Annotated in this window: 18 protein-coding genes; 11 read left to right on the forward strand and 7 right to left on the reverse strand. The window is 60.0% G+C overall.

All coding sequences use genetic code 11. The features are described 5' to 3' along the window. Positions 1–4 precede the first annotated feature (4 nt). From nadA to AC0L2K_RS23865, 9 genes are all read left to right on the forward strand, one after another. Positions 5–979: a quinolinate synthase NadA gene (gene nadA, locus AC0L2K_RS23825; RefSeq protein ID WP_473532481.1), complete on the forward strand. Its 975-nt coding sequence runs from the start codon at positions 5–7 to the stop codon at positions 977–979. After that, the gene (locus tag AC0L2K_RS23830; RefSeq protein ID WP_473532482.1) at positions 976–2,523 is read left to right on the forward strand and encodes an L-aspartate oxidase; all 1,548 of its coding nucleotides are present in this window, start codon (positions 976–978) and stop codon (positions 2,521–2,523) included. Before nadA ends, AC0L2K_RS23830 begins: the two co-directional genes overlap by 4 nt. Next, complete coding sequence (gene nadC, locus AC0L2K_RS23835; RefSeq protein WP_473532483.1) at positions 2,520–3,407, forward strand: carboxylating nicotinate-nucleotide diphosphorylase; 888 nt, start codon at positions 2,520–2,522, stop codon at positions 3,405–3,407. Before AC0L2K_RS23830 ends, nadC begins: the two co-directional genes overlap by 4 nt. A gap of 225 nt (positions 3,408–3,632) precedes the next feature. Continuing rightward, on the forward strand, positions 3,633–4,601 hold the full coding sequence (bioB, locus tag AC0L2K_RS23840) for a biotin synthase BioB (RefSeq protein WP_473532506.1): 969 nt from the start codon (positions 3,633–3,635) through the stop codon (positions 4,599–4,601). Continuing rightward, positions 4,598–5,737 carry an 8-amino-7-oxononanoate synthase gene (locus tag AC0L2K_RS23845; RefSeq protein WP_473532484.1) on the forward strand — a complete coding sequence of 380 codons (1,140 nt, stop codon included), beginning with the start codon at positions 4,598–4,600 and terminating at the stop codon, positions 5,735–5,737. Before bioB ends, AC0L2K_RS23845 begins: the two co-directional genes overlap by 4 nt. Beyond that, complete coding sequence (bioD, locus tag AC0L2K_RS23850; RefSeq protein ID WP_473532485.1) at positions 5,734–6,369, forward strand: dethiobiotin synthase; 636 nt, start codon at positions 5,734–5,736, stop codon at positions 6,367–6,369. The genes AC0L2K_RS23845 and bioD overlap by 4 nt, the downstream gene beginning before the upstream one ends. Then, positions 6,369–7,634, forward strand: a complete 1,266-nt coding sequence (locus tag AC0L2K_RS23855) for an adenosylmethionine--8-amino-7-oxononanoate transaminase (protein WP_473532486.1) — start codon at positions 6,369–6,371, stop codon at positions 7,632–7,634. Before bioD ends, AC0L2K_RS23855 begins: the two co-directional genes overlap by 1 nt. Next, a complete protein-coding gene (locus AC0L2K_RS23860) occupies positions 7,631–8,614 on the forward strand; it encodes a beta-ketoacyl-ACP synthase III (RefSeq protein WP_473532487.1) in 984 nt (327 codons plus the stop codon). Before AC0L2K_RS23855 ends, AC0L2K_RS23860 begins: the two co-directional genes overlap by 4 nt. 327 nt (positions 8,615–8,941) lie before the next feature. Then, the gene (locus tag AC0L2K_RS23865) at positions 8,942–10,588 is read left to right on the forward strand and encodes an MFS transporter (protein ID WP_473532488.1); all 1,647 of its coding nucleotides are present in this window, start codon (positions 8,942–8,944) and stop codon (positions 10,586–10,588) included. A gap of 479 nt (positions 10,589–11,067) precedes the next feature. On the opposite strand, the gene AC0L2K_RS23870 is transcribed toward AC0L2K_RS23865, so the two are convergent. After that, a complete protein-coding gene (locus AC0L2K_RS23870) occupies positions 11,068–12,360 on the reverse strand; it encodes a type II toxin-antitoxin system HipA family toxin (RefSeq protein WP_473512894.1) in 1,293 nt (430 codons plus the stop codon). Beyond that, positions 12,357–12,689: a helix-turn-helix domain-containing protein gene (locus AC0L2K_RS23875; RefSeq protein WP_065010596.1), complete on the reverse strand. Its 333-nt coding sequence runs from the start codon at positions 12,687–12,689 to the stop codon at positions 12,357–12,359. Before AC0L2K_RS23875 ends, AC0L2K_RS23870 begins: the two co-directional genes overlap by 4 nt. A gap of 894 nt (positions 12,690–13,583) precedes the next feature. Here AC0L2K_RS23875 and AC0L2K_RS23880 point away from each other — a divergent pair. Continuing rightward, positions 13,584–14,738: a porin gene (locus AC0L2K_RS23880; RefSeq protein WP_473532489.1), complete on the forward strand. Its 1,155-nt coding sequence runs from the start codon at positions 13,584–13,586 to the stop codon at positions 14,736–14,738. A gap of 1,058 nt (positions 14,739–15,796) precedes the next feature. Next, on the forward strand, positions 15,797–18,316 hold the full coding sequence (locus AC0L2K_RS23885; RefSeq protein ID WP_473532490.1) for a two-component system VirA-like sensor kinase: 2,520 nt from the start codon (positions 15,797–15,799) through the stop codon (positions 18,314–18,316). A gap of 117 nt (positions 18,317–18,433) precedes the next feature. On the opposite strand, the gene virB11 is transcribed toward AC0L2K_RS23885, so the two are convergent. Genes virB11 through AC0L2K_RS23910 form a run of 5 tightly spaced genes read right to left on the reverse strand, consistent with a single transcriptional unit; the run spans position 18,434 to position 22,343 of the window. Continuing rightward, on the reverse strand, positions 18,434–19,474 hold the full coding sequence (virB11, locus tag AC0L2K_RS23890; protein WP_065010592.1) for a P-type DNA transfer ATPase VirB11: 1,041 nt from the start codon (positions 19,472–19,474) through the stop codon (positions 18,434–18,436). Then, complete coding sequence (virB10, locus tag AC0L2K_RS23895) at positions 19,458–20,600, reverse strand: type IV secretion system protein VirB10 (protein WP_473532491.1); 1,143 nt, start codon at positions 20,598–20,600, stop codon at positions 19,458–19,460. The genes virB11 and virB10 overlap by 17 nt, the downstream gene beginning before the upstream one ends. Next, complete coding sequence (locus tag AC0L2K_RS23900; RefSeq protein WP_065010590.1) at positions 20,597–21,478, reverse strand: TrbG/VirB9 family P-type conjugative transfer protein; 882 nt, start codon at positions 21,476–21,478, stop codon at positions 20,597–20,599. The genes virB10 and AC0L2K_RS23900 overlap by 4 nt, the downstream gene beginning before the upstream one ends. Further along, complete coding sequence (locus AC0L2K_RS23905) at positions 21,475–22,188, reverse strand: type IV secretion system protein VirB8 (RefSeq protein WP_065010589.1); 714 nt, start codon at positions 22,186–22,188, stop codon at positions 21,475–21,477. The genes AC0L2K_RS23900 and AC0L2K_RS23905 overlap by 4 nt, the downstream gene beginning before the upstream one ends. Then, positions 22,185–22,343: a type IV secretion system lipoprotein VirB7 gene (locus AC0L2K_RS23910; protein WP_082982598.1), complete on the reverse strand. Its 159-nt coding sequence runs from the start codon at positions 22,341–22,343 to the stop codon at positions 22,185–22,187. Before AC0L2K_RS23910 ends, AC0L2K_RS23905 begins: the two co-directional genes overlap by 4 nt. Positions 22,344–22,354 lie beyond the last annotated feature (11 nt).

Genomic DNA, 22,354 nt, shown 5'->3' on the forward strand with positions numbered 1-22,354 from the left:
ATCAATGAGCGCCGTGCTGCCTACGGCCGCGTTCCTCTACGAGCGCGTCCGGCGCGTGATCCCGCCGATTGAATGGCCGTCTTTCGTGGGCGATATCGAAGCCATCCTTGCGCTGAAGCGCGAGCGCAATGCCATCATCCTGGCGCACAACTATCAGACGCCCGAGATCTACCATTGCGTCGCAGACATTGTCGGCGACAGCCTGGCGCTGGCCCGCAAGGCGGCTACGGTCGAGGCGCAAATCATCGTGGTTGCCGGCGTGCATTTCATGGCCGAGACGGCCAAGCTGCTTAATCCGAACAAGACCGTGCTTATCCCCGACCTCGGCGCTGGTTGCTCGCTGGCCGATTCGATCACGGCACAAGACGTGCGGCTGATGCGACAGAGTTATCCCGGCGTGCCCATTGTCACCTATGTCAACACCTCCGCGGCCGTGAAGGCCGAGTCCGACATCTGCTGCACCTCGGGCAACGCAAAGGCGGTGGTGGAATCGCTCGGCGCGCCGCGTGTGATCATGCTGCCCGACGAATATCTCGCCAAGAACGTCGCCGCCGAGACGAAGGTCGGGATCATCGCCTGGAAGGGTCGTTGCGAGGTGCATGAGCGCTTCACCCCGGCCGACATTCGCGAACTGCGCGCCGCACATCCAGGAGTCATCGTGCTGGCCCATCCCGAATGCCCCCCGGACGTTGTCACAGAGGCGGATTTTTCGGGTTCCACCGCGGCCATGTCGGATTATGTCGAGCGGGAAAAACCACCCCGCGTAGTGTTGATGACGGAATGTTCGATGAGCGACAATGTCGCGATCGCGAATCCCGACGTCGAGTTCGTCCGCCCCTGCAATCTCTGTCCGCACATGAAGCGCATCACGCTGGCTAACATTCGCGTCGCACTCGAGGAGAACCGGCATGAGGTTCGGATCGATCCCGGGATTGCAGGGCGCGCGCGCCGCTCGGTCGAGCGTATGCTTTCCATATGAGCCTCGACGTTCATGACATCGGCGGGGCGCCGGTCATCATCGGCGCCGGTGTGGCAGGCCTGATGACGGCGCTTCATCTGGCGCCGGAACCGGTTGTGCTTCTGTCCAATGCGGGGCTGGGAACCGGAGCCTGCAGCGAGCTCGCCCAAGGCGGTCTTGCGGCAAGCGTCGGCGGCGAGGACAGTCCCGAACTTCATCTTTGTGACACCGTCGCGGCCGGCGACGGTCTCTGCGACGTGACGACGGTGCGGCGAACGGTCCGAGCTGCACCTGAAGCGATCAGGACTCTAGAGCGCTTCGGTGTCGCATTTGACCGACGCGCTGACGGCGCGTTGCGGCTCGGGCTTGAGGCGGCGCACTCGCAGCGGCGGATCGTGCATGCGGCGGGCGATGCCACCGGTCGCGAGCTGGTCCGCGCGCTGATCGCCGCGGCACGGCGCACAACCTCGATCACTATCCTGGAAAACGTGGAGGCCCGCCGGCTTGTCGTGGAAGACGGGGCGATTATCGCCGTGGTCGCGGCCGGGTGCACGGGCGCAATCGCCTTGCCAACGCGCCGCGCGGTCCTGGCGACCGGCGGCATCGGCGGCTTGTTTAGCGATACGACAAACCCGCCTGGCTCATGTGGACAGGGGCTCGCGCTGGCCGCCTGTGCCGGGGCGGAGTTCGCTGACCTGGAATTCGTGCAGTTCCACCCGACCGCCCTCGAGGGTCCGCGGCGGCCGATGCCGCTGGTGAGCGAAGCGGTGCGCGGCGAGGGTGCTGTGCTCATCGACGAGCACGGAGAGCGTTTCCTCGCTGAAACCCCCGGGGGCGAGCTTGCGCCTCGCGACGTGGTTGCGCGCGCGGTTTGGCACCAGCTCGCTGCCGGACGCCGTGTGTTCCTGGACGCAAGGCGATGTCTCGGCCTCAGATTTGACAAGCGCTTTCCGGCGATCGCCGATTTGTGCCGCCAGGCCGGCATCGATCCCGCGATCGACCCGATCCCGGTGCGCCCGGCGGCACATTATCACATGGGCGGTGTTGCTGTAGACGCTGCCGGCCGCAGCTCCATCGAGGGATTGTGGGCATGTGGCGAGGTCGCATGCACCGGTCTGCACGGCGCGAACCGACTCGCCAGCAACTCGCTTATCGAAGCGGCGGTCACAGCGAGCTGGGTTGCTGAAAGCGTCGCCGACGTATCACACACCCGGCGTCCGCGCGTGTGTTCCGCGTTCGTGCCTCGACGGCCAGACGCCTCCGGCATCCGCCCAATCGTCTCGGCCGCGCTCGGCATCATACGCGATAGCGAGACGCTACGCGACGGGGTGGCGACCCTGTTGCCGATCGCAGCTCACGACAGCGCTGCCTCCGGCCCCGCCTTGGTCGCGCTGATGATCGCCATTGCGGCCCTGCGGCGCGAAGAGAGCCGCGGCTCGCACTGTCGTTCCGATTTCCCCGGACGCGATGCAGATGCGCGCCAGTCACGGCTGACACTGCGCAGCGCAATACAGACCGCAGTCGCACTCAGCTGGCGGGCGCCGATACGGAGCACCCTGACATGAATTCGTTCTCACCCCTTCCCTCAACCCTGATCGAGCCGATCGTGCGCGGTGCTCTTCTCGAAGACCTGGGCAGATGCGGTGATCTGACCAGCGACGCCGTGATCCCGCGTGATCGCACGGCCACCTTGGTGCTCAAGTCGCGACAGATGGGCATCGTTGCCGGTCTCGATCTGGCCGCCTTCGCCTTCATGCTCGTCGAGCCTGCGATCGACATGCACATCTGGCGAGCTGACGGCAGCGATGTCGCGGCGGGCGAGACTATCGCCAAGTTGTGCGGACCGGCGCGAGGCCTGCTCACGGCCGAGCGCACGGCGCTCAATTTTCTGTGCCGCCTGAGCGGCATCGCCACTGCCACAGCGACGATGGTCGAGGCCGTGCGTGGCCACAAGGCGAAGATCGTGTGCACGCGAAAGACGACGCCCGGCCTGCGCGCGCTGGAGAAATATGCGGTACGCGTCGGCGGCGGCGCCAATCACCGCTTCGGGCTCGACGACGCCGTGCTGATCAAGGACAACCACATCGCGATCGCCGGCGATATTCGCACGGCAATAGAGCGGGCGCGCGCCACCGCGGGCCACATGGTGAAGATCGAGGTCGAGGTCGAGACCCTTGAGCAGCTCGATACAGCGCTCACGCTGGGAGTCGACGCAGTGCTGCTCGACAATATGTCGGTTGAGGACCTTGCACGCGCCGTGGCAATCGTCGGTGGCCGCGCCATCACCGAGGCTTCCGGTCGGGTGACGCCGAAAATGGCTCCGTCGATTGCTGCGACGGGGGTCGACCTCATCTCAGTCGGATGGCTGACACACAGCGCGCCTATCCTCGACATCGGCCTGGATATGCCGGCGCATCGGCGCGCGCTTGAACTGATGGAGATGGAATGAAAAGCATTCCCCCCTCCGCTGGAGCGCGCCGACGCAGGAGCTGCTCCATGCGAGCCTGCATCTTTGTGCGGCGCACCCTTCAACTGGTTCAGGCTCATCGGGCTGATCGACGATCGTAGCGAACCCGAGGAGGGTCGACAGACTCCTGCACGTGCTGTCGGACCAGCGACAAAGCTTTTGACGACGACGATTGGAACGAACTCGGAGTGCGACGTGAAGCAAGCCATGCAATCGATCGAGGGGGCACTATGCCGATGGAACCGCAAAGAGGCCGAGGCTATCCACGGGATGCCGTTCAATGACCTGCTCTTCCTGGCTCAGACAATCCACCGCCAGAACTTCGATCGCAACCGGGTGCAGCTGTCGCGGCTGCTCAGCATCAAGACCGGCGGATGCCCGGAGGATTGCGGCTATTGCAGCCAGTCTACGCATAACAAAACCGACCTGAAGGCATCCAAGCTGATGGAGGTGGAGCGTGTCATTGCCGAAGCGATCAAGGCGCGGGACGCCGGCGCCACCCGCTATTGCATGGGCGCCGCATGGCGCAGTCCGAAGGAACGCGACATGGGCTCCGTGGTCGCCATGATCGAGGGCGTGAAGGCGCTCGGCATGGAGACCTGCATGACGCTTGGAATGCTGGACCTCAGTCAGGCGCAGCGCCTGAAGGCGGCCGGTCTCGACTACTACAACCACAACATCGACACGTCCGAGCGCTATTACGGCGAGGTTGTTTCAACCAGGACCTTTGCCGACCGGCTGGAAACACTTGGGCATGTGCGCGAGGTTGGCATGAAGGTCTGCTGCGGCGGCATTGTCGGGATGGGAGAGGAAAAGGCCGATCGCATCGACATGCTGGTCACACTCGCGAACCTGCCCGAGCCGCCGGAAAGCGTGCCGATCAACATGCTCATCCCCATCGAAGGCACGCCGCTTGCGGAGGCCGAGCCCATCGATCCGATCGAATTCGTCCGCACCATTGCGCTCGCCCGCATAATGATGCCGAAGTCCTATGTAAGGCTCTCCGCCGGCAGGACGGCGATGAGCGATGAAACGCAGGCGCTGTGCTTCTTTGCCGGCGCCAATTCGATCTTTGTCGGCGACATGCTGCTGACGGCGGACAATCCCGGCGAGGACAAGGATAATCGTCTATTCAGGCGTCTCGGCATTGAGCCGATGCCACGCGAGGCAAGATGAACGAGCCGCCGCTTGCCCGCTATGAAGCAATCTTGCAGGGTCTGGCACGCAAGGGCCGGCTGCGGACACTGGCGCCGCGCGCCGGGCTCGACTTCTCGTCCAACGATTATCTCGGGCTTGCTGCCTCGAAGAGACTTGGCGATGCAGTCGCGGCGGCAATCGAGGGGGGCACCCCGGTCGGCGCTACCGGATCGCGGCTCCTGCGCGGCAACGCGCCGGAGCATGAGGCGTTGGAGGCAGATGCGGCCGCGTTCTTCGGGGCCGAACAGGCGCTGTTCTTCGGCAGCGGCTACATCGCCAACTTCGCCCTGCTGAGCGCCCTGCCGCAGAAGGGTGACCTGCTGATCCTCGACGAACTCGCGCATGCCAGCATGCATGAAGGGGCGCGGGCTGGACGCGCTGAGTTCAGGCCGGCCACGCACAACGACATAGATGCTTTTGAGGACGCGATCAGGCGCTGGCGCGCCGAAGGTGGCATGGGGCATGTCTGGATCGGGGTCGAAAGCCTGTACAGCATGGACGGCGACTGCGCGCCGATGGAAAGCCTGGTCGCGCTTGCCGATCGGTACGAGGCATTCATAGTGGTCGACGAGGCGCATGCCACGGGCGTCTGGGGACCGGACGGCCGGGGGATGGCCGCCGCTTTCGAGGGCCGCGACAACATTGTCGCGCTCCACACATGCGGCAAGGCGCTCGGCGCATCCGGCGCACTCGTCACTGGGCCGGGAGTGCTGTGCGACTATATTGTCAACCGCTGCCGGCCCTTTATCTACGCCACCGCGCCATCGCCGCTAATGGCGGTGGCGGCGCGCGAAGCGCTCGCAATCCTGGTCGACGAGCCGATGCGCCGCGTTCAGCTGCATGAGCACGTTGCCTTCGCGGGCCGCCAACTGGCCGAGCGCTGTGGCGTGGCGCGGAGCGGCTCGCAGATCCAGCCACTTGTCATTGGGGAGGTGACGCGCACCATGGCGATCGCGGCGGCTCTGCAGGCTCGCGGCTTTGACATACGCGGCATTCGTCCGCCGACAGTGCCGGAGGGTACCTCGCGGCTGCGCATTTCGCTGACGCTCAATGTCGGCAAGGCTGACATTTCGGCCATGGTCGAGACGCTCGTCGAGGTGTTGGCCACGGCATGACCACGCGTATCGTCGTCACCGGAACAGACACCGGAATAGGGAAGACCGTGTTTTCGGCTGGGCTCGCCGGGCTGCTCGACGGCTTTTATTGGAAGCCGGTGCAATCGGGTCTCGATGAGGAGACCGACAGTGAGGCGGTTGAACGGCTCGCCGGCCTGCCGTCAGGGCGCGTGCTGCCGGAAGCTCACCGCTTGAAGAGCCCGCTGTCGCCGCATCGTTCAGCCGAAATTGACGGAGTCTCGATTGAGGCTGCCGATCTTGCATATCCGGTCCTGCCGACACCGCTCGTCATCGAAGGCGCTGGCGGACTGATGGTGCCGATCAACCGACAGACAAGATTTATTGACATCTTCGCTGAATGGCGGCTGCCGGTCATTCTGTGCGCCCGCACCGAGCTCGGCACGATCAACCACACTCTGCTGTCGATCGAAGCCCTGCGGGCTCGCTCCATCCCGCTGATCGGCGTCGCCTTCATCGGCGAAGAGGTAGCCGATACGCAAAGGACAATCACCGAATTCGGCGCGGTGCGTCAGCTCGGCAGGCTGCCACACCTCGTTCCGTTGACGCGCGAAACTCTGCGGAAGGCGATGTTTGCCGGCTTCGACCTCGCCAAGATTGCCGGAGGCGAATGATGTCGCGGTCGCCGGTCTGGCATCCATTCACCCAGCACGCGATCGAGCCGGCCATGCCGTCCGTTGTCCGCACGGAAGGGGCTTGGCTAGAGACGAATGACGGAAGGCATATCCTCGATGCAATCTCCTCCTGGTGGGTGGTCACCCACGGACACCGCCATCCACGGATCATGGAAGCAATCCGGAATGCGACTGAGATGCTCGACCAGGTGATCTTCGCCGGTCTCACCCATCAGCCGGCAGAGCAATTGGCCTCCGCCCTGATCGAAATAGTGCCGGCAGGCCTCGACTGGGTCTTCTATTCCGACAGCGGATCCACGTCCGTCGAAGTCGCGCTGAAGATGGCGCTCGGCTATTACCGCAACATCGGCGCGCCGCGTTCGCGCATCGTCGTCATGGAACACAGCTATCATGGCGACACGATCGGCACGATGAGCGTCGGAGCCCGCGGCGTGTTTAACGCCGCCTACGAACCCCTGCTGTTCGAGGTCGACACCATTCCGTTTCCGGCCGCAGGGCGCGAGCAGGAAACGCTGGATAGATTCGAGGCTTTCTCGCGCGACCGCCGCGCCGCCGCGCTGATCGTCGAGCCGCTGGTGCTCGGCGCCGGCGGCATGTTGATGTATCCGGCCTGGGTTCTGGCCGAATTGAAAAAGATCACTGAGGCCTCCGGCACCCTGCTGATCGCCGACGAGGTGATGACGGGCTGGGGGCGCACCGGAAGCACGTTCGCCTGCGAGCAGGCGCTGATCTCTCCGGACATACTATGCACCTCGAAGGGCTTGACCGGCGGCGCGATCCCACTGGCGGCCACACTCGCGACCGATGCCATCTTCCAGGCCCATTACTCCGAAGATCGGCAGAAGGCCTTTTTCCACTCGAGCTCCTACACCGCCAATCCGATCGCTTGCGCGGCAGCACTCGCCAATGTCGAGATCTGGCGGGACGAGCCGGTGGCCGAGCGGATTGCGGCCTTGAGCGCCGGGCAGGCCCTCGGGCTTCGACGCTTTCGCAACAATGCCAACTTCACAGATTGCCGGGCGACCGGCACGATCGCAGCTCTCGATCTGCGCGCCGGCTCGGCCGGCTATCTGGCCGAGATCGGACCAAAGCTGCGCGCTTTCTTCCTCGAGCGCGGCCTGCTCGTGCGCCCGCTCGGTAATGTGCTCTATGTTCTGCCGCCCTATTGCATCACCGGAGAGGAACTCGACGGATTGTATGACGCCTTCGAAGAGGCCGGCGAACGCTTCGGTCCGAGCGCATGAGCAGATCGTCGCGCTTTCTCGGGTTTGGAGATCATGCGCCGGCCCGAAAGGTGGAGAACCAGGAAATCGAGACCCGTCTTGGACTCGAACCCGGCTGGATCGAGCGGCGCACCGGAATTCGCTCGCGCTTCTGGGCAACCGACCAGGATACGCTGTCGGGCCTTGCCGCGCACGCCGGCGACATGGCACTGGCGAATTCCGGCCTCGACCGTGGCGACATCGGCCTGCTATTACTCGCCACCTCGACGCCCGATCACCTTCTGCCGCCCAGCGCCCCGCTGGTAGCACATCGCCTGGGCTTAGGCCGCGCCGGTGCGATTGATCTCACAGGCGCCTGCGCCGGCTTCATCTATGCCCTGATGTTTGCGGACGGATTCACCCGCCTCCATGGCAAAGCGAGCCTGGTCATCGCCGCCAACATCCTCAGTCGCCGCATCAATCCAGTCGAGCGCGCAAGCGCGGTGCTGTTTGCCGATGCCGCCGGCGCCGTGGTGGTTGGTCCGTGCGAAGAGCCGGATCGGGGCATTCTCGGCGCCGCGTTGGCTTCGGACGGCTCGCGCTACGGCCTGATCCAGATTCCCGCCGGAGGAAGCAACACACCGTTCCACGGCGGCATGGACCTCGAGCAGACCCGCATGACGATCGCCAACGGCCGCGAAGTGTTCGCCAAGGCCGTGGAGATGATGTCTCGCTGCTCGCAGGACGCGCTCTCTGCTGCCCGAATGCGGTCGCAAGACATCGACAGGTTCGTGCCACACCAGGCCAATGCCCGCATTTTCGATGTGGTCGGGAGGAACCTCGGAATCGCCGATGAAGCAATCGTCAAGACGATCGCCGAGTACGGCAACTCTTCCGCCGCGACCATCCCGCTCTCGCTCTCGCTTTCGCATCGGGCGCAGCCGTTTCGGCCGGGCGAAAAGGTTCTCCTTGCGGCGGCGGGTGCCGGTCTCACCGGAGGCGCCCTCATCCTCGGAATTTAGCGGTACGACGGCCATGCACAGGATTTGTCACGAATGACACTAGCAAAACGGGCCCAATGCGAAAAAAATAGTCGCCGGCAAGCTGCATGGGCGCTGGTTCGGTGACGCGAGAGCGAAAACCCTGCAGACGATTTTCTCGAGCAGGACGATCGGCAAGGCTACCTTGCTGGGCGAGGAGTGGTTTGCGCCAGTCTAGAGAGCGGAGGTATCCAACTCCTCATTGCGATGAAGTCATCCTCGATATGTCGGCCCTTATTGGCCAACATCGTAACGGCAGTAGTGGCAGCCGTGAATTGAATAACCGGCCCCTCGAAGGCATCAACCGTCATGCAGTCCGAAAAAAATGCTCATCTGCCTGTCTCAACAACGCTGGCTCCATTTCGGAACCCGGTGTTTCGCTCGATCTGGACGGCCACACAAATATCCAGCCTCGGGTGGCTCGTGCAAACGGTGGCCATCAGTTGGCTGATGGCCACGATTTCCGCTTCGGATCTGATGGTTGCACTCGTGCAGGCCGCATCCACATTGCCGGTATTCTTCCTCTCAATTCTTGCCGGAGCCATCGCCGACAACTTCAGCCGCCGATGGGTGATGTTTGCGGGGCACTTCCTGATAGCCTTGGCATCGACGACGCTGATGATTTCGGTGGGCCTGGGATTTGTCGATCCCTGGCTCCTACTTGGATTGGGCTTTCTGGCTGGCTGCGGCTTCGCTCTGAATGATCCGGCCTGGCATGCCTCGGTCGGCGATATCTTGGACAAGCGCGACATTCCGGCCGCAGTGACGCTGATGTCTGTCGGATATAACATCATACGCAGCATAGGACCCGCTTTGGGTGGGACGATGCTGGCCTTCTTTGGGCCGCTCGCCGCTTTCGCCCTGGCCGCGCTGAGCGATCTGGTCCCTCTCGGCGCGATATGGCGTACCAAATGGAAGGTTCGCACTTCGCCTCTCCCTCGTGAGCGAATGACGATGGCAATTCATGACGGAGTGCGCTTCACGGTATTGTCCTTGGAGATCAGGGCAGCGATTGCCCGTGCAACCTTTTTCGGGCTGGCAAGCATCTCCATACTTGCGCTACTCCCACTAGTCGTCCGGGATCAGCTGAAAAGCGGCCCAATCGTCTACGGCATCTTGCTGGCCGGCTTCGGCATGGGTGCTTTCGTCGCGGGCATGAGCAATAGCTTTTTAAGGCGGATCACGTCTCAAAACAGGCTGGTATCGTTCGCCTCTGTTGCTTGTGCAGCATGTTGCCTTTCCCTTGCACTCACATCATCGGTCGCCGTGGCGGCCATTTCGCTGGCACTTGGTGGCGCGGGTTGGCTTATCACCTGGACCGGCATCGACGTGTCGGTGCAGCTGGCAAGCCCAAGGTGGGTCGTCGGCCGCACACTGTCGATATACTACGCCCTGAGCGCAGGGGGTATGGCGGCCGGCAGCTGGATCTGGGGTACTGTCGCACAGGACTACTCCTTAGCCTGGGCTCTGGAGGGCGCCGCAGGCGCTCTGTTGCTGGTTGCAGCTGCGGGTATACTGTTCCCGGTCCGTCCATGGGAAGAAGCGGATCAGGAAAGTTCGGATTTTCACCCGCCGGAGCTGGCACTCGAGTTGAAGCCGAGGAGTGGCCCCATAGTCGTCAAGGTCGAGTATCTTATAGCCGAAGAGAATATCGAGACCTTTCTGGGCTACATGCGCGCAAGGCGCCATGTTCAGAGCCGTGCCGGTGCGCGAAACTGGACACTCCAGCGAAATCTTCAAACGCCTTCGATTTGGACAGAGACATTCCGCACGCCAACCTGGATGGACTTTCTTCGCCTGAATCATCGGCTCACGGCAGCGGACAAGGAAGTCGGCCAGCGTCTCCTGGCACTGCATGATGGAGAGCGTCCTCCGCAAACAGTGCTTTCGATCGAACGAACGACTGAGGCAGCTCGTATCCGTGCCTCGACAATCTTTTCTCGTCCTCCGAGGTGACGTGATCACGAAAGCGATCGCATCGCGCATTGGGATCTGCCGCGCCGGTCGACTTGAAGCAGCGCGAAGGCCGCATCCCAGTACGCGGAGCCTATGCGTCCGGCGCTCTCTCGCGAATACCCATGCCGCCGCGGGGCTCGAGGCCGGGGGCAGGAACGGTCCGTTCTGGGCCATCTTCGATGCGGCGCGCGACGGCAAGAAGGAGGGCATCGTTTTCGAGCGCTGGTGGTCGCGCCTGCGCACAAGCCGATCAGCATCACGTTCGACGTGCGCTTCAGCAGCGCTGTGCGGCTCAGAGACTGGCAGAGGAGGATCTGACTCGCTACCGGCTGGCGCTGGGCCAGCCGGAACCAGGCCTGTTCGAAGACGGCGCTGGCGCTCGACCTTTCGGCGCCGGACATGGAGTGAGGGTGGGCGACGGAGCACCAGTCGCCTTGACGCCCTTGCAGGACGCCATCTTAACCGCGAACGGCGAGCTTTCAGGGATCATTGCTGCGCCTTTGGGCGGCTTGCCGTTCCCGATGTTCGAACGCGTCGGTGAAGCTATCGAGTTCTTGGGGGGTCATCCCAAGCGCCCGCCCCTCCTCCCGCCATGACGCGACCGCCTTTTCGACTTCTGCGAGTATCGTCTTCGCTCGATCGCTCCTGATCCGGAAATAAGCGATTACCGACATCAGTGCGTCGACAGTCGCTTCGGGCCCAGTTTCTTCGGATATCCAGGTTTTCAGCTCTCGCACGCGCTCAGGGAACGGGTTGATGTCGAATGCAGGCGCCAGGCGCCATTGCCCGCGATGTACATGGAGAAAGCCGTGATTGTGGAGGTGGTCATCGACATTGGTGATAAGGATCGAGAACGCGATGCGCCGCCAAAGCTCTTCGATGTTGGCTGCTGGCTGGCTGCCGTGCTGACGAAGCACATCCACGAGTTCAGTATAGCTATGCTCGCCAACGTCCCCTGACTCTGCGCCGATCATCGTGGCGGCCGAGATATACATGAGTCGATTGCCGTTCGGAGTCCTATCGAAACGCCGTATGAGCGCGACAGGGGCGCCGTCGCTGTCGAGCAGACGTGTCTCAGCAGCATCCACGCCGGCTTTTCTGGCCAAATTCATAGCGAGCACTTCGCCTTTTGTGACAGATCGATCATCGGCAACGCTCGGAAACTTACCGATAGCGAGGCGTCCGTCATCGTCGACGACAGAGCATTTCGGACGAAGGCCCCCAAGAGACGTGCCACGTCCACGCAAATAGGCGAGATCCGTTGCCGTCTCGGTGTTCGTCTCGACGGCGTGCGTGGCTGCGAGGAGTTGACCGATTTCAATGAGCGGCGGCGTGGTGCGTCGACCCTCCTCGGTCGTTCTTTGGTAACGCCCTTCTTCGTCCTTCAACCGGAGCGCACCAATGCGGCTCATGTCGTCCACTGCCAAGAGGTAATCCATCGCGTTCAGAGGCCGCGTTTCGGCGACATTTCCCGCCCGGCGCACCTCTTGGCGACGCTTGGCGTGGTCGCGCTGGATGACACGCCGGCCCCATCCGTCCGGCTCCGTGTCGGCGATCGCGTTGTGGAACACGGATCCGTCGCCGGTCTTTCGATGGAATTGAGGGCCAGTAACGAGTGGCAGACCGGGTTCGATCGAGAAGCCTTCCGCTGCTCTCAGCCAACCTCCATCATATTCAAAGGCAGCGCTCTCGCGCGCACCCTGCTGATCATAGCGCAACGTACCCAGTGGCATCGCTTCTTCGCCAATGTGAACAGCAATAGAACGTCTCATATTGCACCCGGTGGCTTCCGCACCCTTACCCTCTTGGGCAAACGTTCGGCGTCGAGGAGCAGGCCTTGCTCATCGCGATGTGCGTCGATGATCTGCGCCAAAGCCTCATCAAAGCCCAAAACGAAAAAGGTCATGGCGTAGGCCCCCATAGCGACAGTCGGGTCTCCTTTTTCGATCTTCAGATAGGTGCTCTTTGCGACACCCAGTCGTTCCGCCATCATCATCACGGTCAGGCTGCGCTTCTTACGGGCGAGCGCAATGTCGGCACCGAGCTTGCCAAGCGCCCTCTTGACTCTGGGAGGCAATGTATCTGTCACTGTTGAGCGCATGTTTGTCTCATACAAACGACCTTAACTCATTCTAGGGCGCTTATATAAGACCTAAACCGTGATCTGTCGAGAGTTGGCCTGTTTGACCGATCGACAAGGCGGTGGCCCTGCAACCAACCACACTACTCTCGTGAGCATGCATCCATCCGATCCGCAATGGGCGCTAGGTGAGTCGCACGGGGGTGTGAACGATTGCGCCGCTGCAAAACGAAACGGGCCATCCTTGGCACGATCCAGATGTGTGCTGCAGCGGGGCTCCCGCCTGACGTACCGAGCGGCGCCGCCGCATGCTGTCTCGACCCGAGCTTCACAACAACAGGTGCTGTCGGTATCGAACGAAAGTGTCACATATCGAACATACGAGCCTGTCCCAAAACGTCTGCTCGGTGCTCAGCCTGACCCCCAAAAAGCAAAAAGAAGGGAGCGCGACGAAGTTGCGCCGGCCAATTCAAGTGTCAGCGCGGAGCTACCTCTTCAGGATGGCACGTCGCTTGCTGCTCCGCATCGAACGCCGACGGCCAACCCACAAATAACGGAGATGAATATTGGTTCAGAAATGCTGAACCCCCGGTGTACTGAAAGAATTTGAGGAACGGTTGTGGGAAGCGCGGCAAGGCAATAGGCGATTTTGCCTTTCTTGGATCCGGACGGAGGTCGAATCTCACCTCGTTCGGGCAGTTGGTAGCCAACCACAGTTGTTTCTTCCATAAATCGAACTGCGATAAAGCACAGTACAAGTATCACTTGGCTTACTCACACCGGAACTCCTCTAGTCAACTTAGTATCGCGCATTCCTCAAAGAGGAGCGAGATGCACATGTTTTTGGTCCTGGGATAGGCCGCCGGTTCGCCCTTTGACGCGTCCGCCTTTTATTCTTTGAACTGGAGATTCAGAATGAACGTAAGCAGCCTTCTTCTCGGCTCAGTTGCGGCCCTGATCTCCGTTTCCGTCGCTCGCGCGACGGACGAAGTCTCCGCGCCGGCTCCGACCGAATACGTCAAGATCTGCGACGTCTACGGTTCGGGCTACTTCCATATCCCCGACACCGAGACCTGCGTGCGCATCGGCGGCTACATCCGTTACGACGTCGGCCTCAGCGATGTCCGATCGTATGACGGGATAAGAACCTCCGATGTGAGAACTGGCGAGGCTCAGGGCACCTGGCGAAACAACACGCGTTTCACGTTCAAAACTTGGACGCGCCAGGAGACCGAACTAGGCGCACTGAAGACCTATACTGAAACTCGCGTGAACTTCGGCAACCAAAACGCTTATCCGGGTCCGGAAAGCCCTCACAACTATATCTTCAACAGCGGCGTCAAGTTGACTTCCGCCTGGATCCAGCTTGGTGGCCTCCGAGTTGGCAAGGACGATTCGGCCTTCGACACGTTTACAGGCTACGCCGGAAACGTGCTCAATAACGTACTCGTTCCGTACGGCGATTTCGATACCAACGTGGCTCAGTATTACTTCGATGCCGATAACGGCTTTTCGGCTCTGGTTTCACTTGAACAAGGGTCGGGTGTAGTCGGTACTATCGACAGCCATGTTCCGCACGTCGTCTTCGGCGTGAAACAGACGCAGGGCTGGGGCGCGATCACCGGCGTAATCGCTCGTGACAGCGACTACGAAGCTTTGGCCGGCAAGCTCCGAGTCGATGTCAATGTCACAGATGACCTGTCGCTATTCGGAATGTTCGGCTACGGCTCCATTGGCAATCTCAACGATGACCCAACCAACGCGGTCGCCGCTCACGGTCGCGGCATCTACAAAATTTGGAGCGGCAATTGGGCTTTCTGGGCGGGCGCCACTTACACGTTAAACGAGAAAACTTCGTTCAACCTTCAGGTCTCGGGTGATCAGCTCAGGGACTCAGGACTGGCTGCAAACGTCGCCTATATGGTCATTCCAGGTTTCACAGTCACAGCCGAAGTCGATTATGCCCATTACGCCAAGTTCGCTGCCGTCGACCGTTCCGGAATGAACCCGGCTCATGTCGGCAAAAGGAACAGCCTCGGCGGCGTGCTGCGATTCCAAAGCTCGTTCTAACGGAGCGAACCTGAATGTCGGAGGCCCGACTGGAGGCCTCGGTGTCTGGCTTTACGATGTTCAAGATGTGGTTCCGGACGATCATGCCCGGACATTGGTTGCCGGACTTCATAGCCTGATCAGCGAGGCTTCCATAGAGCGCTTAGCAATTCCACTGAATAACTCGTCCAGGACATGTCTCTCGGCCCCATCTGCATCCCTGTTGTGCTACCCTCATTGCGATGAGCGCTCGAGATCGAGAGCTTCGGAGGCACGGCAAGAACGGCTGAGAAATGCCTGGAAGCTTCGTCCAGGCATTCGTCAAGTTTCCTCAGTGGTTCAGAACGACCGTCATTGCAAAATCAGTTCGGTTCAGTAAGATTCTTGTTCTGTTTGGGTCATCTTGAAGGATTAGTGTCTGAGTCGCAGCGGACCGTCCAGAGGCGCGCAAGCCTTTGGTCCTGATCGAACGGAACGCGTGACAGCATAAGCTCGATCTTTAGTCCACGGTGGTGCTACGTTGCCTAGTTCTCCGGCGCGTGATTTGACGCCGAGATATGGCGGATCGAGCCGGCGTCCTCAGCAGCACCGCAAATTGTGCGTGATTGCATCCATGTCGTGGATGTTCTTTATCGAAGCAATCGATTTTTCTGGCTGTCCGATGATGAATATGAAGCGTCACTTGGCGTGGTGGGCGCCATCGGAGTAGTTGCATGGAATGTTTGTCCAGTGTGGCCCGGGTGCCGAGGCGATCTCCGGTGAGGTCGACCATGTGATCAGCAATCGAACGGCAATCGGCGGTCGTGGAGACAATGAGCACGGATTCAGCCAGATAGCTGGGACCATCTACCTGATTATAGCTGCTACAAACCGCATGTGGTCGGCGAGCACGGCTCAGCTGAGGCCCCTGCCGCCGTGAGGGGTCGAAGCACCGCCTGCGAGCTATATTCATCTGCTTCCAAGATCGTGAGGATGTGCTCCGCGTCGCGGAGGCTTTGGGAGCTCATCTCGTCCTGGAAGCGGACCAAGACCAAGTTTGGCAACGGTGTTAAACCGTCCTCATAAGGGGAGAGGTAGGCGTGGCTTTCCTGTTCCAGCAAAATCCGGCCGCATACCGAACCTATAAGGAGCTGGAATTCAGGTCGGACCTTCGCAAGGCGTGCACCACGGATCAAACGCCGTTTCCTTGGGGAACATGGCTCAGTTCCGACAAAGCAATTGTAATCGCCCTAGCTGCCTCGATTGCGCTCTTGGTCGGGACGCAGGGGCCCCAGATCAACGACGCGGTCCTAAGCCAGCTGCGAACGATTCAGATCAACGATGCATTGCTCCGGCGCGACGTCGCCCGCGCTCGGACCGATATGGCATTGGACTACCGTTCGGTTGCTTCTACCGGACAGGCATTGCAAAGGAATCGTGAATACTTGCAACGCCCTCTCGACGTTTCGCCCGATGAGAGCTCCGGGCAATCCAAATTGCTCGCGCAGCTCATAAACTCGATCGAAAACAAAGAGGCTGCCATCTCAGCCTTGATCAAGCAAAATCAGCTTATGCAAAGCTCTCTCGCAGATCTTGCTCGCTCGATTGGTCGCCTCGGGGGGGCACCCTTGGGCAGGGTTGAACTTTCGAAGCTGATCGTGTTTTCGGCTGAACCGGGGCTCACCCTCGCATCACAGATGGATCAGCCTCTCGACCGATTTGCTCCGAACCAGGCCCGAGCTGCCGCGGATGCTTTGGGTAATTTCCTGTCTTCTTTATGGAGGTTGGACGAAGCTGCCAATCAGATCGCATCCCTCGACACGTTCTCCATGGCAGCCGAACTGGAGCGAGAGCATCTGAAAGGCTACAGCTTGGCCAACGCGCAAGCGCAGCGTACGCGACTTTTCTTTGGCTTGGTGTCCATATGCCTTTGCTTGCTTGCGATCATTCGGTCCTCCAGGCAGCATCTGCGGACGAACCGGTTGAAAAGGCGGTTGGAGCTTGAAGAGGCGTTGAATGAGATCGAAGCTCGCTTCAACGATAGTAAAGCAAAGAACGCCTCGGCGCGCTTTTCCGCCGAAGCAGCGCTTAGACTCGTTCAACGCGTTTTCGATGCGGATCAATGCGCGCTTGCTCTGGTGGATCCGAGTCTCAGCAGGCATACCGAGTGCTTTATGGCCAACACGTGCATACCCGTCTGGAACGTCGCGCATATTGATCAAGTCGTTTCACTTGTCCGCCCCGGACGGCCAGTGTTTCGCGTCATTCCGGCGGCGGAAATGGTTCGGACCGCCATAGGCACTTCCGGTGTGTGTCAAATTGTTGGATGCCGGGCCTCCGATCAGCAGGCTGTGGTTTGCATCCTTGTTTTTGAAGGAGATCGCTCACTCCCCTCAGCAGACGACCTCCGGGTTCTTGCCAGTGCTATTGTGCGTTTAAGCAACCATCTTGAAATGCAACGTGTAAATGCGGAATGCGACCTTCTGGTGAGTCGATGGGAGCATGTGGAAAGGCTGAGGACTGTCGGCACAATCGCAAGCGGCGCCACACACGAATTCAACAATATTTTAGGAGCAATAATTGGATACTCAGAGATTGCCCAAAGTCTTGTGCGTCGTCCCTCAAGACTTCGTAACCACATCGATCAAATCATCTTAGCTGGACACCGAGCCAAGCTGATCGTTGACCAGATTTTGTCACTCAGCCGAAACCGACAGCGCGTGGCAGTGCCTTTCAATGTCTCTGAAATTCTTATGGATCTTGCGCCATTGCTGCGGGTCACAGTTCGTGCCGATGTTCAGTTGAACTTCAAGATCAACGAGTGGCAAACGGTGGTCGAGGGCAGCCCAACCGAGATACAGCAGATTCTCATGAACCTGTGCAAGAACGCGTCGGAGGCTGTCTTGAACGAGGGCCGTGTCGAGGTTAGCGTTTCTCGCGCCCAGGTGTGCCAAACCAAGCCGCTGGCTCAGGGAACCTTGAGACCTGGAGATTACGTTCTCATCTCCATCAGCGACAATGGCCCAGGAATCGCAAGTTCGATACTTCCGCATGTCTTTGAGCCCTTTTTTACCACGCGCTCTTGCGTCGGCGGGACCGGGCTGGGTCTTGCCGCGGTTGACAGGCACGTGAGCGCGCTCGCAGGATGCCTTGACGTCACCTCGGCTGTTGGCCGAGGTACGCGCTTTGATATTTACTTACCGGCCTCCGAGGAGGAGCCAGTCAGCGCTGACATCGCTTTCGGTCCCTACGAGGGATCACTCGGCAACGGAGAAATCATTGCAGTCGTGGAGCCCGATCCAGCAGAGTTGGAGATCTACAAGGACAAGGTCGCCGCGCTGGGTTATAAGCCGGTCGGCTTCGCGACCTTCGAAAGTCTTTGCGGCTGGATCGAGAGCGGGAAAGGAGCTGACCTGCTAATCTTGGGTAAAATGCCTTTCCTCGAGCGAGGACAGGCCGAATCCGTATGCCCCACCCTCATGACGGTGCCTGTCATAGTCGTCGGTGAAATCGACCCCATGCCGGTCACATCTGATAATCAGGCCTTCGTCCTTTGGCTAGCGAAGCCGGTCTCGTCCAGGACAATGGAGCATGCAATTCGTACAATGATGATGGCATGATGCCGCCGGCTCGCTCGGGCCTCAAGCAATCCGGGAAGGCCTCTCAAAAGACATCGAAGCAGAATAAAATGACGCGTCACATCACCGACTTATCGATCCCGAGACGTTGTTTCAACCTTAGTGCTTGTTGAGAAGGTCGGCTACTGTCTCTCCCCGTCGCCGGGCATCAGCGGCGAGCCATACTTCTCCCACCTCATACACTTCGCCTTGGGTACTGAACGGGACAATGACGTCAACGGCAGCCGACAGCATGTCAAGAAGCGTGCGGTCTTCCACAGCGGCTCCTTGCGCGCTGCTCTTGACGAGTGAAAAGAGCTTCTTGAAGCCTTGGACCGGATCAGCCCCGTGGATGGTTGATATTGATCCCGCATGGCCGGAGACGACTTCGCTAAGGTAAGCCCAAGCAGCATCATCGCGCATCTCGCCGAGCAATATTCGATCAGGGCGCATGCGCAAGCTGGCCTGCAACAGTTGCTCGGCTGTCACCGCACCTAAGCCTGTTCGGTCCTTCGGATAGAGTAACCGGACATGATTCTCGTGCGGGATTGCAAGCTCGAGCGTGTCCTCGATACTGATCAACCTCTCTTGGGGGGGTATAGCATCGATCAAAGTCTTGCTCATTGTCGTTTTGCCGCTTCCAGTAGGTCCGCAAAGCAGCATCGTGAGCCGCCCGCAGACGCAGGCCCGCAAAAATTGCTCCAAGTCACCATGGTCGTAGTGCTGAAGAATCGTTTCGTCCTGCCGCTCCTGGCGCTCTTTTCGTGACCGCCATTGATTCCAACGCGAGTGTTCGTAGCGAGAAGAAACTTCCTTGAGTTCAGTCACACGACTTGAGGGACGCCGTATCGTCAGGCTTATTGTTCCTGAGGGAACGGCGGGCGGCAAACAGATCTGCAACCGCTCTCCGTTCGGCAGCTCAGTCGCACAGAGGGGGCTTTGCGGTCCGACATCTTGCTTGCGCAGCGCTCCAGCGAGGATCGCGATGTCCTCCAGATCGTCATAAGACAGCGGCAGCGGATGTTTCGTGAAAACGCCGGCCTGTCGGACAAAGGCTTCCCCAGGCCGGTTGATAGCGACCTCTTCGGTCCTTGGCTCCTCAAGCCATTTCAGAACGGGCTCGAGAAGCAAACGCAATTGAGGATCAGCCTCCGATTGCATTGTTGTCTCTCCGGCGTTTGCGATATTGGGGGGCTGGCGCCACGGCAGTCGCTCTAAGATCGTATACATCTGAGAAATCGAGGTCCCGAGCCACAAAGATGGATACGGCATCTCCCTGGTTTTTCTTCAGGGTTGGCGGAACGTTGATCGTCGCTCTCAGTGTCGTCTCGACGGCTTGTCCACCATTGCTCTGGAAGCTGTTGATGCCGCTTCCTCCGCCAGAGCTGGCCGCGTATTGACCGGCCGCCTGAAACGCGCCTTGGATGACGCTCATGAGCATCGCTCCGCCAAAGCGTTGCCAGAAGTGATTGTCCACCGTGCCAGGAATTCCGGAGCGGCCGAGCTCGTCAGCGCCCGGCGATGCTATCGAAACGAGGGCATGGTCAGGTGTTTCGATGCGCGTCCACAGCACGAAGACACGCGCATCCCCCTGCTGGAGACCGCGCTGGATCTCGCCAATCACGGTCGTCCCGCGATCCAAGAGCACGACATTGTTGGTGGCGCCGCGGACGTCTTTTGGTAAGACGCACTTCACATAGCCGGGTAAATTTGTGTCGACTGCCGTTTGCAAAATGCAGGGAATGATCGTTCCTTGAGTAATCACGAGATCAGGGTGCGGCATAAGTGTGGCCCGGCTCGGCTCCTGTATATCTGGCTTCAATCGGCCTGACAGATCGCCACCGTTTGAAATCTCATCCGCGGTCGCGGGAGTATCCTTATGGTTGTCTTCGCTCCGCTGACCGTCATTGGGCATTTGACTGCTGCTACTGTAGGCGAAAATTGGCGTTTCCTCGGGCGGCGGATCAGCTGGCGCCGGTGGGGGCGGCGTGGATGGCGCAGCATCTGCCGCCTGGGCCGCCTGTACGGGTGCTGGAGGTTCGGGAGCAATCTCAATTGGCACAGGGCGGAATGGCTCGGCGTTGGCGACAATTGGCGGTTTTGGCTGAGACGGATCGTCTTGTGTGCCGGGACGACCTCCGAGCCAGATGAGCGATAGAGATGAGACGAGAACAAGAGCAGCGACGGCCAACTTCTGCAATCCCGAAACATGCCGGCGGGCCGGCTCCGAGACCATCGATCCGGATGCATGGACATCATGTCCCGACTGTGGGCCGGTTTCATTCATCGGCCCGAGCCTTTCAAAACGCGCCACACGTCGGGTGTCACTGTACCGGTCACTGGCGCTCGTCCCACAGGATCATAAGCCCTGTTGAAAATGGACAAGACCGTATTGCCATCTCTCAGACGCCATTCCCGGGCGACTGCGGATACTTCAACATAGTCCCCTTTGACCGTGTAATTGGCAGCGGCTTCTTTGCCGTCGGGATTGATAACGTAGAGGGAGGGTATGCGGGAATTGCTTGCGAAGCCAAATACGGTCGTAAAGCCGTTATCGAAAACTTCCAGCGGCGCCAGCGATCGATCGCCCTTTGCGACGTAGTGGAAATTGCTTTCGTCCGGACTGGCAGTTGCGGCGGGCCGATTCAACAGATCCTGAACTCTCTCGTCTTGCAGCACTTTCGCCCGGGCCTGACCAAGAATCGAGCGCCTTTCTGCTTCCTTTCTCTGAGCAGCAGCCTCATCAGCAGGATAGGTGAACTGCACACTGTAATATAGGTCAGGTTGCTGCTCATCGAGTTTTGGCATCGCTTTCGTTGAAATACTGAAGACGTATCTCCGTGTACCGGACTCACTCTCGGCCAGCACGATGACCGGCTGCGGCGGGAGCATCCGGCTAGCCTTAAAAAAGAGATAGTTGGCGCGCGGGAGCGCAGCCAGGTCTTTGCTGTTGGAAACGGCCACGGCTGCGACGGTCTCGTTGGCCGCGAATGTGACAACCAGCGTTGCCCCCACTGCGGTCGATAGGCGCACCACTTCGTCGGGACGGTAAGCCAGGTAGCGCATTCGCGCATCATGCTTGCCGGCAAGTGGCGTGTCTTCCGCGCACGCTTCCATGGTTAGGAAAAGTGAACAGGCCAGCGCGAGAAATGCTCTTTTTGTCATGGCTGCGCATAGCCCAGGTTCGATACGCTATCTTCCGAGGCTTGATAGGACGTGACGAGTAGACCTCCCGGATTGGTGAGTCTCGATTGGCCAGGCAGACCCGTCAAGCGCTCGTAGCGGATGGTAGCTGTCCAGGTGGTCACTATCGGCATCTGCCCATCGACAACAAGCGTACGCTTGTATCGGATCTGTTGAACGTCCGGACTGATGTCGTTTGAGGAAATATGCCCGACCTCGAGCTTGCCGCGCTTGCCGACCGTGACTTGCGGCGAGGTGGGATTCGGATAGTTGAAGAAATCTTGATATTGCTGTTGCACAGCCGGTGCGCTGAAACTGGACACGAGGTCATAGGCATATTGGGCTGTATCTGCTGTGTAGCCCTCGCGCAGGCGTACATATTCCCACAGCGAAGCATTTATGACGGCTCGATCTTGGGTTGCCGGCAGTCGAGAGATTGACACTTCGCTGTCAACGGTCCCATCCGGCCGTACCCAGAGGAACACAGGTACGAGCTTGGCCAACGGGACCATGGCAGCGATGGTAAATGCCTGGGCAACATTTCCTAGGACCGCCGCTGCGGCAAAGGCTATCAGGGCCTTTGACAGGCGCCGCGCAGACTTCGCTCGTGAAGTTTGAAACGCTTCCACCTTCTTGTAGTGGGCGGCTAGCGTTTCTCTCTCCACCAGAAGGGCATGTTCAGGAAATTTCACTTGGGCTCTTCCGCACATTCGACCTGAAGATCCTCAGGGGTGGTTTCCCATTGTCCCACGTTCAGTTGGAATGGCGCACCCGTGCAGGTCGCAAGCCGATCGGTTGTCTTGCAGGCCGCCAAAGCGAGGATTGACAAAAGTAGATAAAGTTTCATTTTTGGCACCG

This window comes from Mesorhizobium sp. WSM4817, from assembly GCF_055811135.1.

Coding starts and splice junctions, on each gene's coding strand:
- AC0L2K_RS23845 (WP_473532484.1), top strand. CDS start 4,598: ATGAACGAGCCGCCGCTTGCCCGCTATGAAGCAATCTTGCAGGGTCTG.
- AC0L2K_RS23875 (WP_065010596.1), bottom strand. CDS start 12,689: ATGCGCTCAACAGTGACAGATACATTGCCTCCCAGAGTCAAGAGGGCG.
- nadC (WP_473532483.1), top strand. CDS start 2,520: ATGAATTCGTTCTCACCCCTTCCCTCAACCCTGATCGAGCCGATCGTG.
- AC0L2K_RS23860 (WP_473532487.1), top strand. CDS start 7,631: ATGAGCAGATCGTCGCGCTTTCTCGGGTTTGGAGATCATGCGCCGGCC.
- AC0L2K_RS23830 (WP_473532482.1), top strand. CDS start 976: ATGAGCCTCGACGTTCATGACATCGGCGGGGCGCCGGTCATCATCGGC.
- AC0L2K_RS23910 (WP_082982598.1), bottom strand. CDS start 22,343: ATGAAACTTTATCTACTTTTGTCAATCCTCGCTTTGGCGGCCTGCAAG.
- bioD (WP_473532485.1), top strand. CDS start 5,734: ATGACCACGCGTATCGTCGTCACCGGAACAGACACCGGAATAGGGAAG.
- virB11 (WP_065010592.1), bottom strand. CDS start 19,474: ATGCAATCGGAGGCTGATCCTCAATTGCGTTTGCTTCTCGAGCCCGTT.
- AC0L2K_RS23865 (WP_473532488.1), top strand. CDS start 8,942: ATGCAGTCCGAAAAAAATGCTCATCTGCCTGTCTCAACAACGCTGGCT.
- AC0L2K_RS23870 (WP_473512894.1), bottom strand. CDS start 12,360: ATGAGACGTTCTATTGCTGTTCACATTGGCGAAGAAGCGATGCCACTG.
- virB10 (WP_473532491.1), bottom strand. CDS start 20,600: ATGAATGAAACCGGCCCACAGTCGGGACATGATGTCCATGCATCCGGA.
- AC0L2K_RS23880 (WP_473532489.1), top strand. CDS start 13,584: ATGAACGTAAGCAGCCTTCTTCTCGGCTCAGTTGCGGCCCTGATCTCC.
- AC0L2K_RS23855 (WP_473532486.1), top strand. CDS start 6,369: ATGTCGCGGTCGCCGGTCTGGCATCCATTCACCCAGCACGCGATCGAG.
- AC0L2K_RS23900 (WP_065010590.1), bottom strand. CDS start 21,478: ATGACAAAAAGAGCATTTCTCGCGCTGGCCTGTTCACTTTTCCTAACC.
- nadA (WP_473532481.1), top strand. CDS start 5: ATGAGCGCCGTGCTGCCTACGGCCGCGTTCCTCTACGAGCGCGTCCGG.
- bioB (WP_473532506.1), top strand. CDS start 3,633: ATGCAATCGATCGAGGGGGCACTATGCCGATGGAACCGCAAAGAGGCC.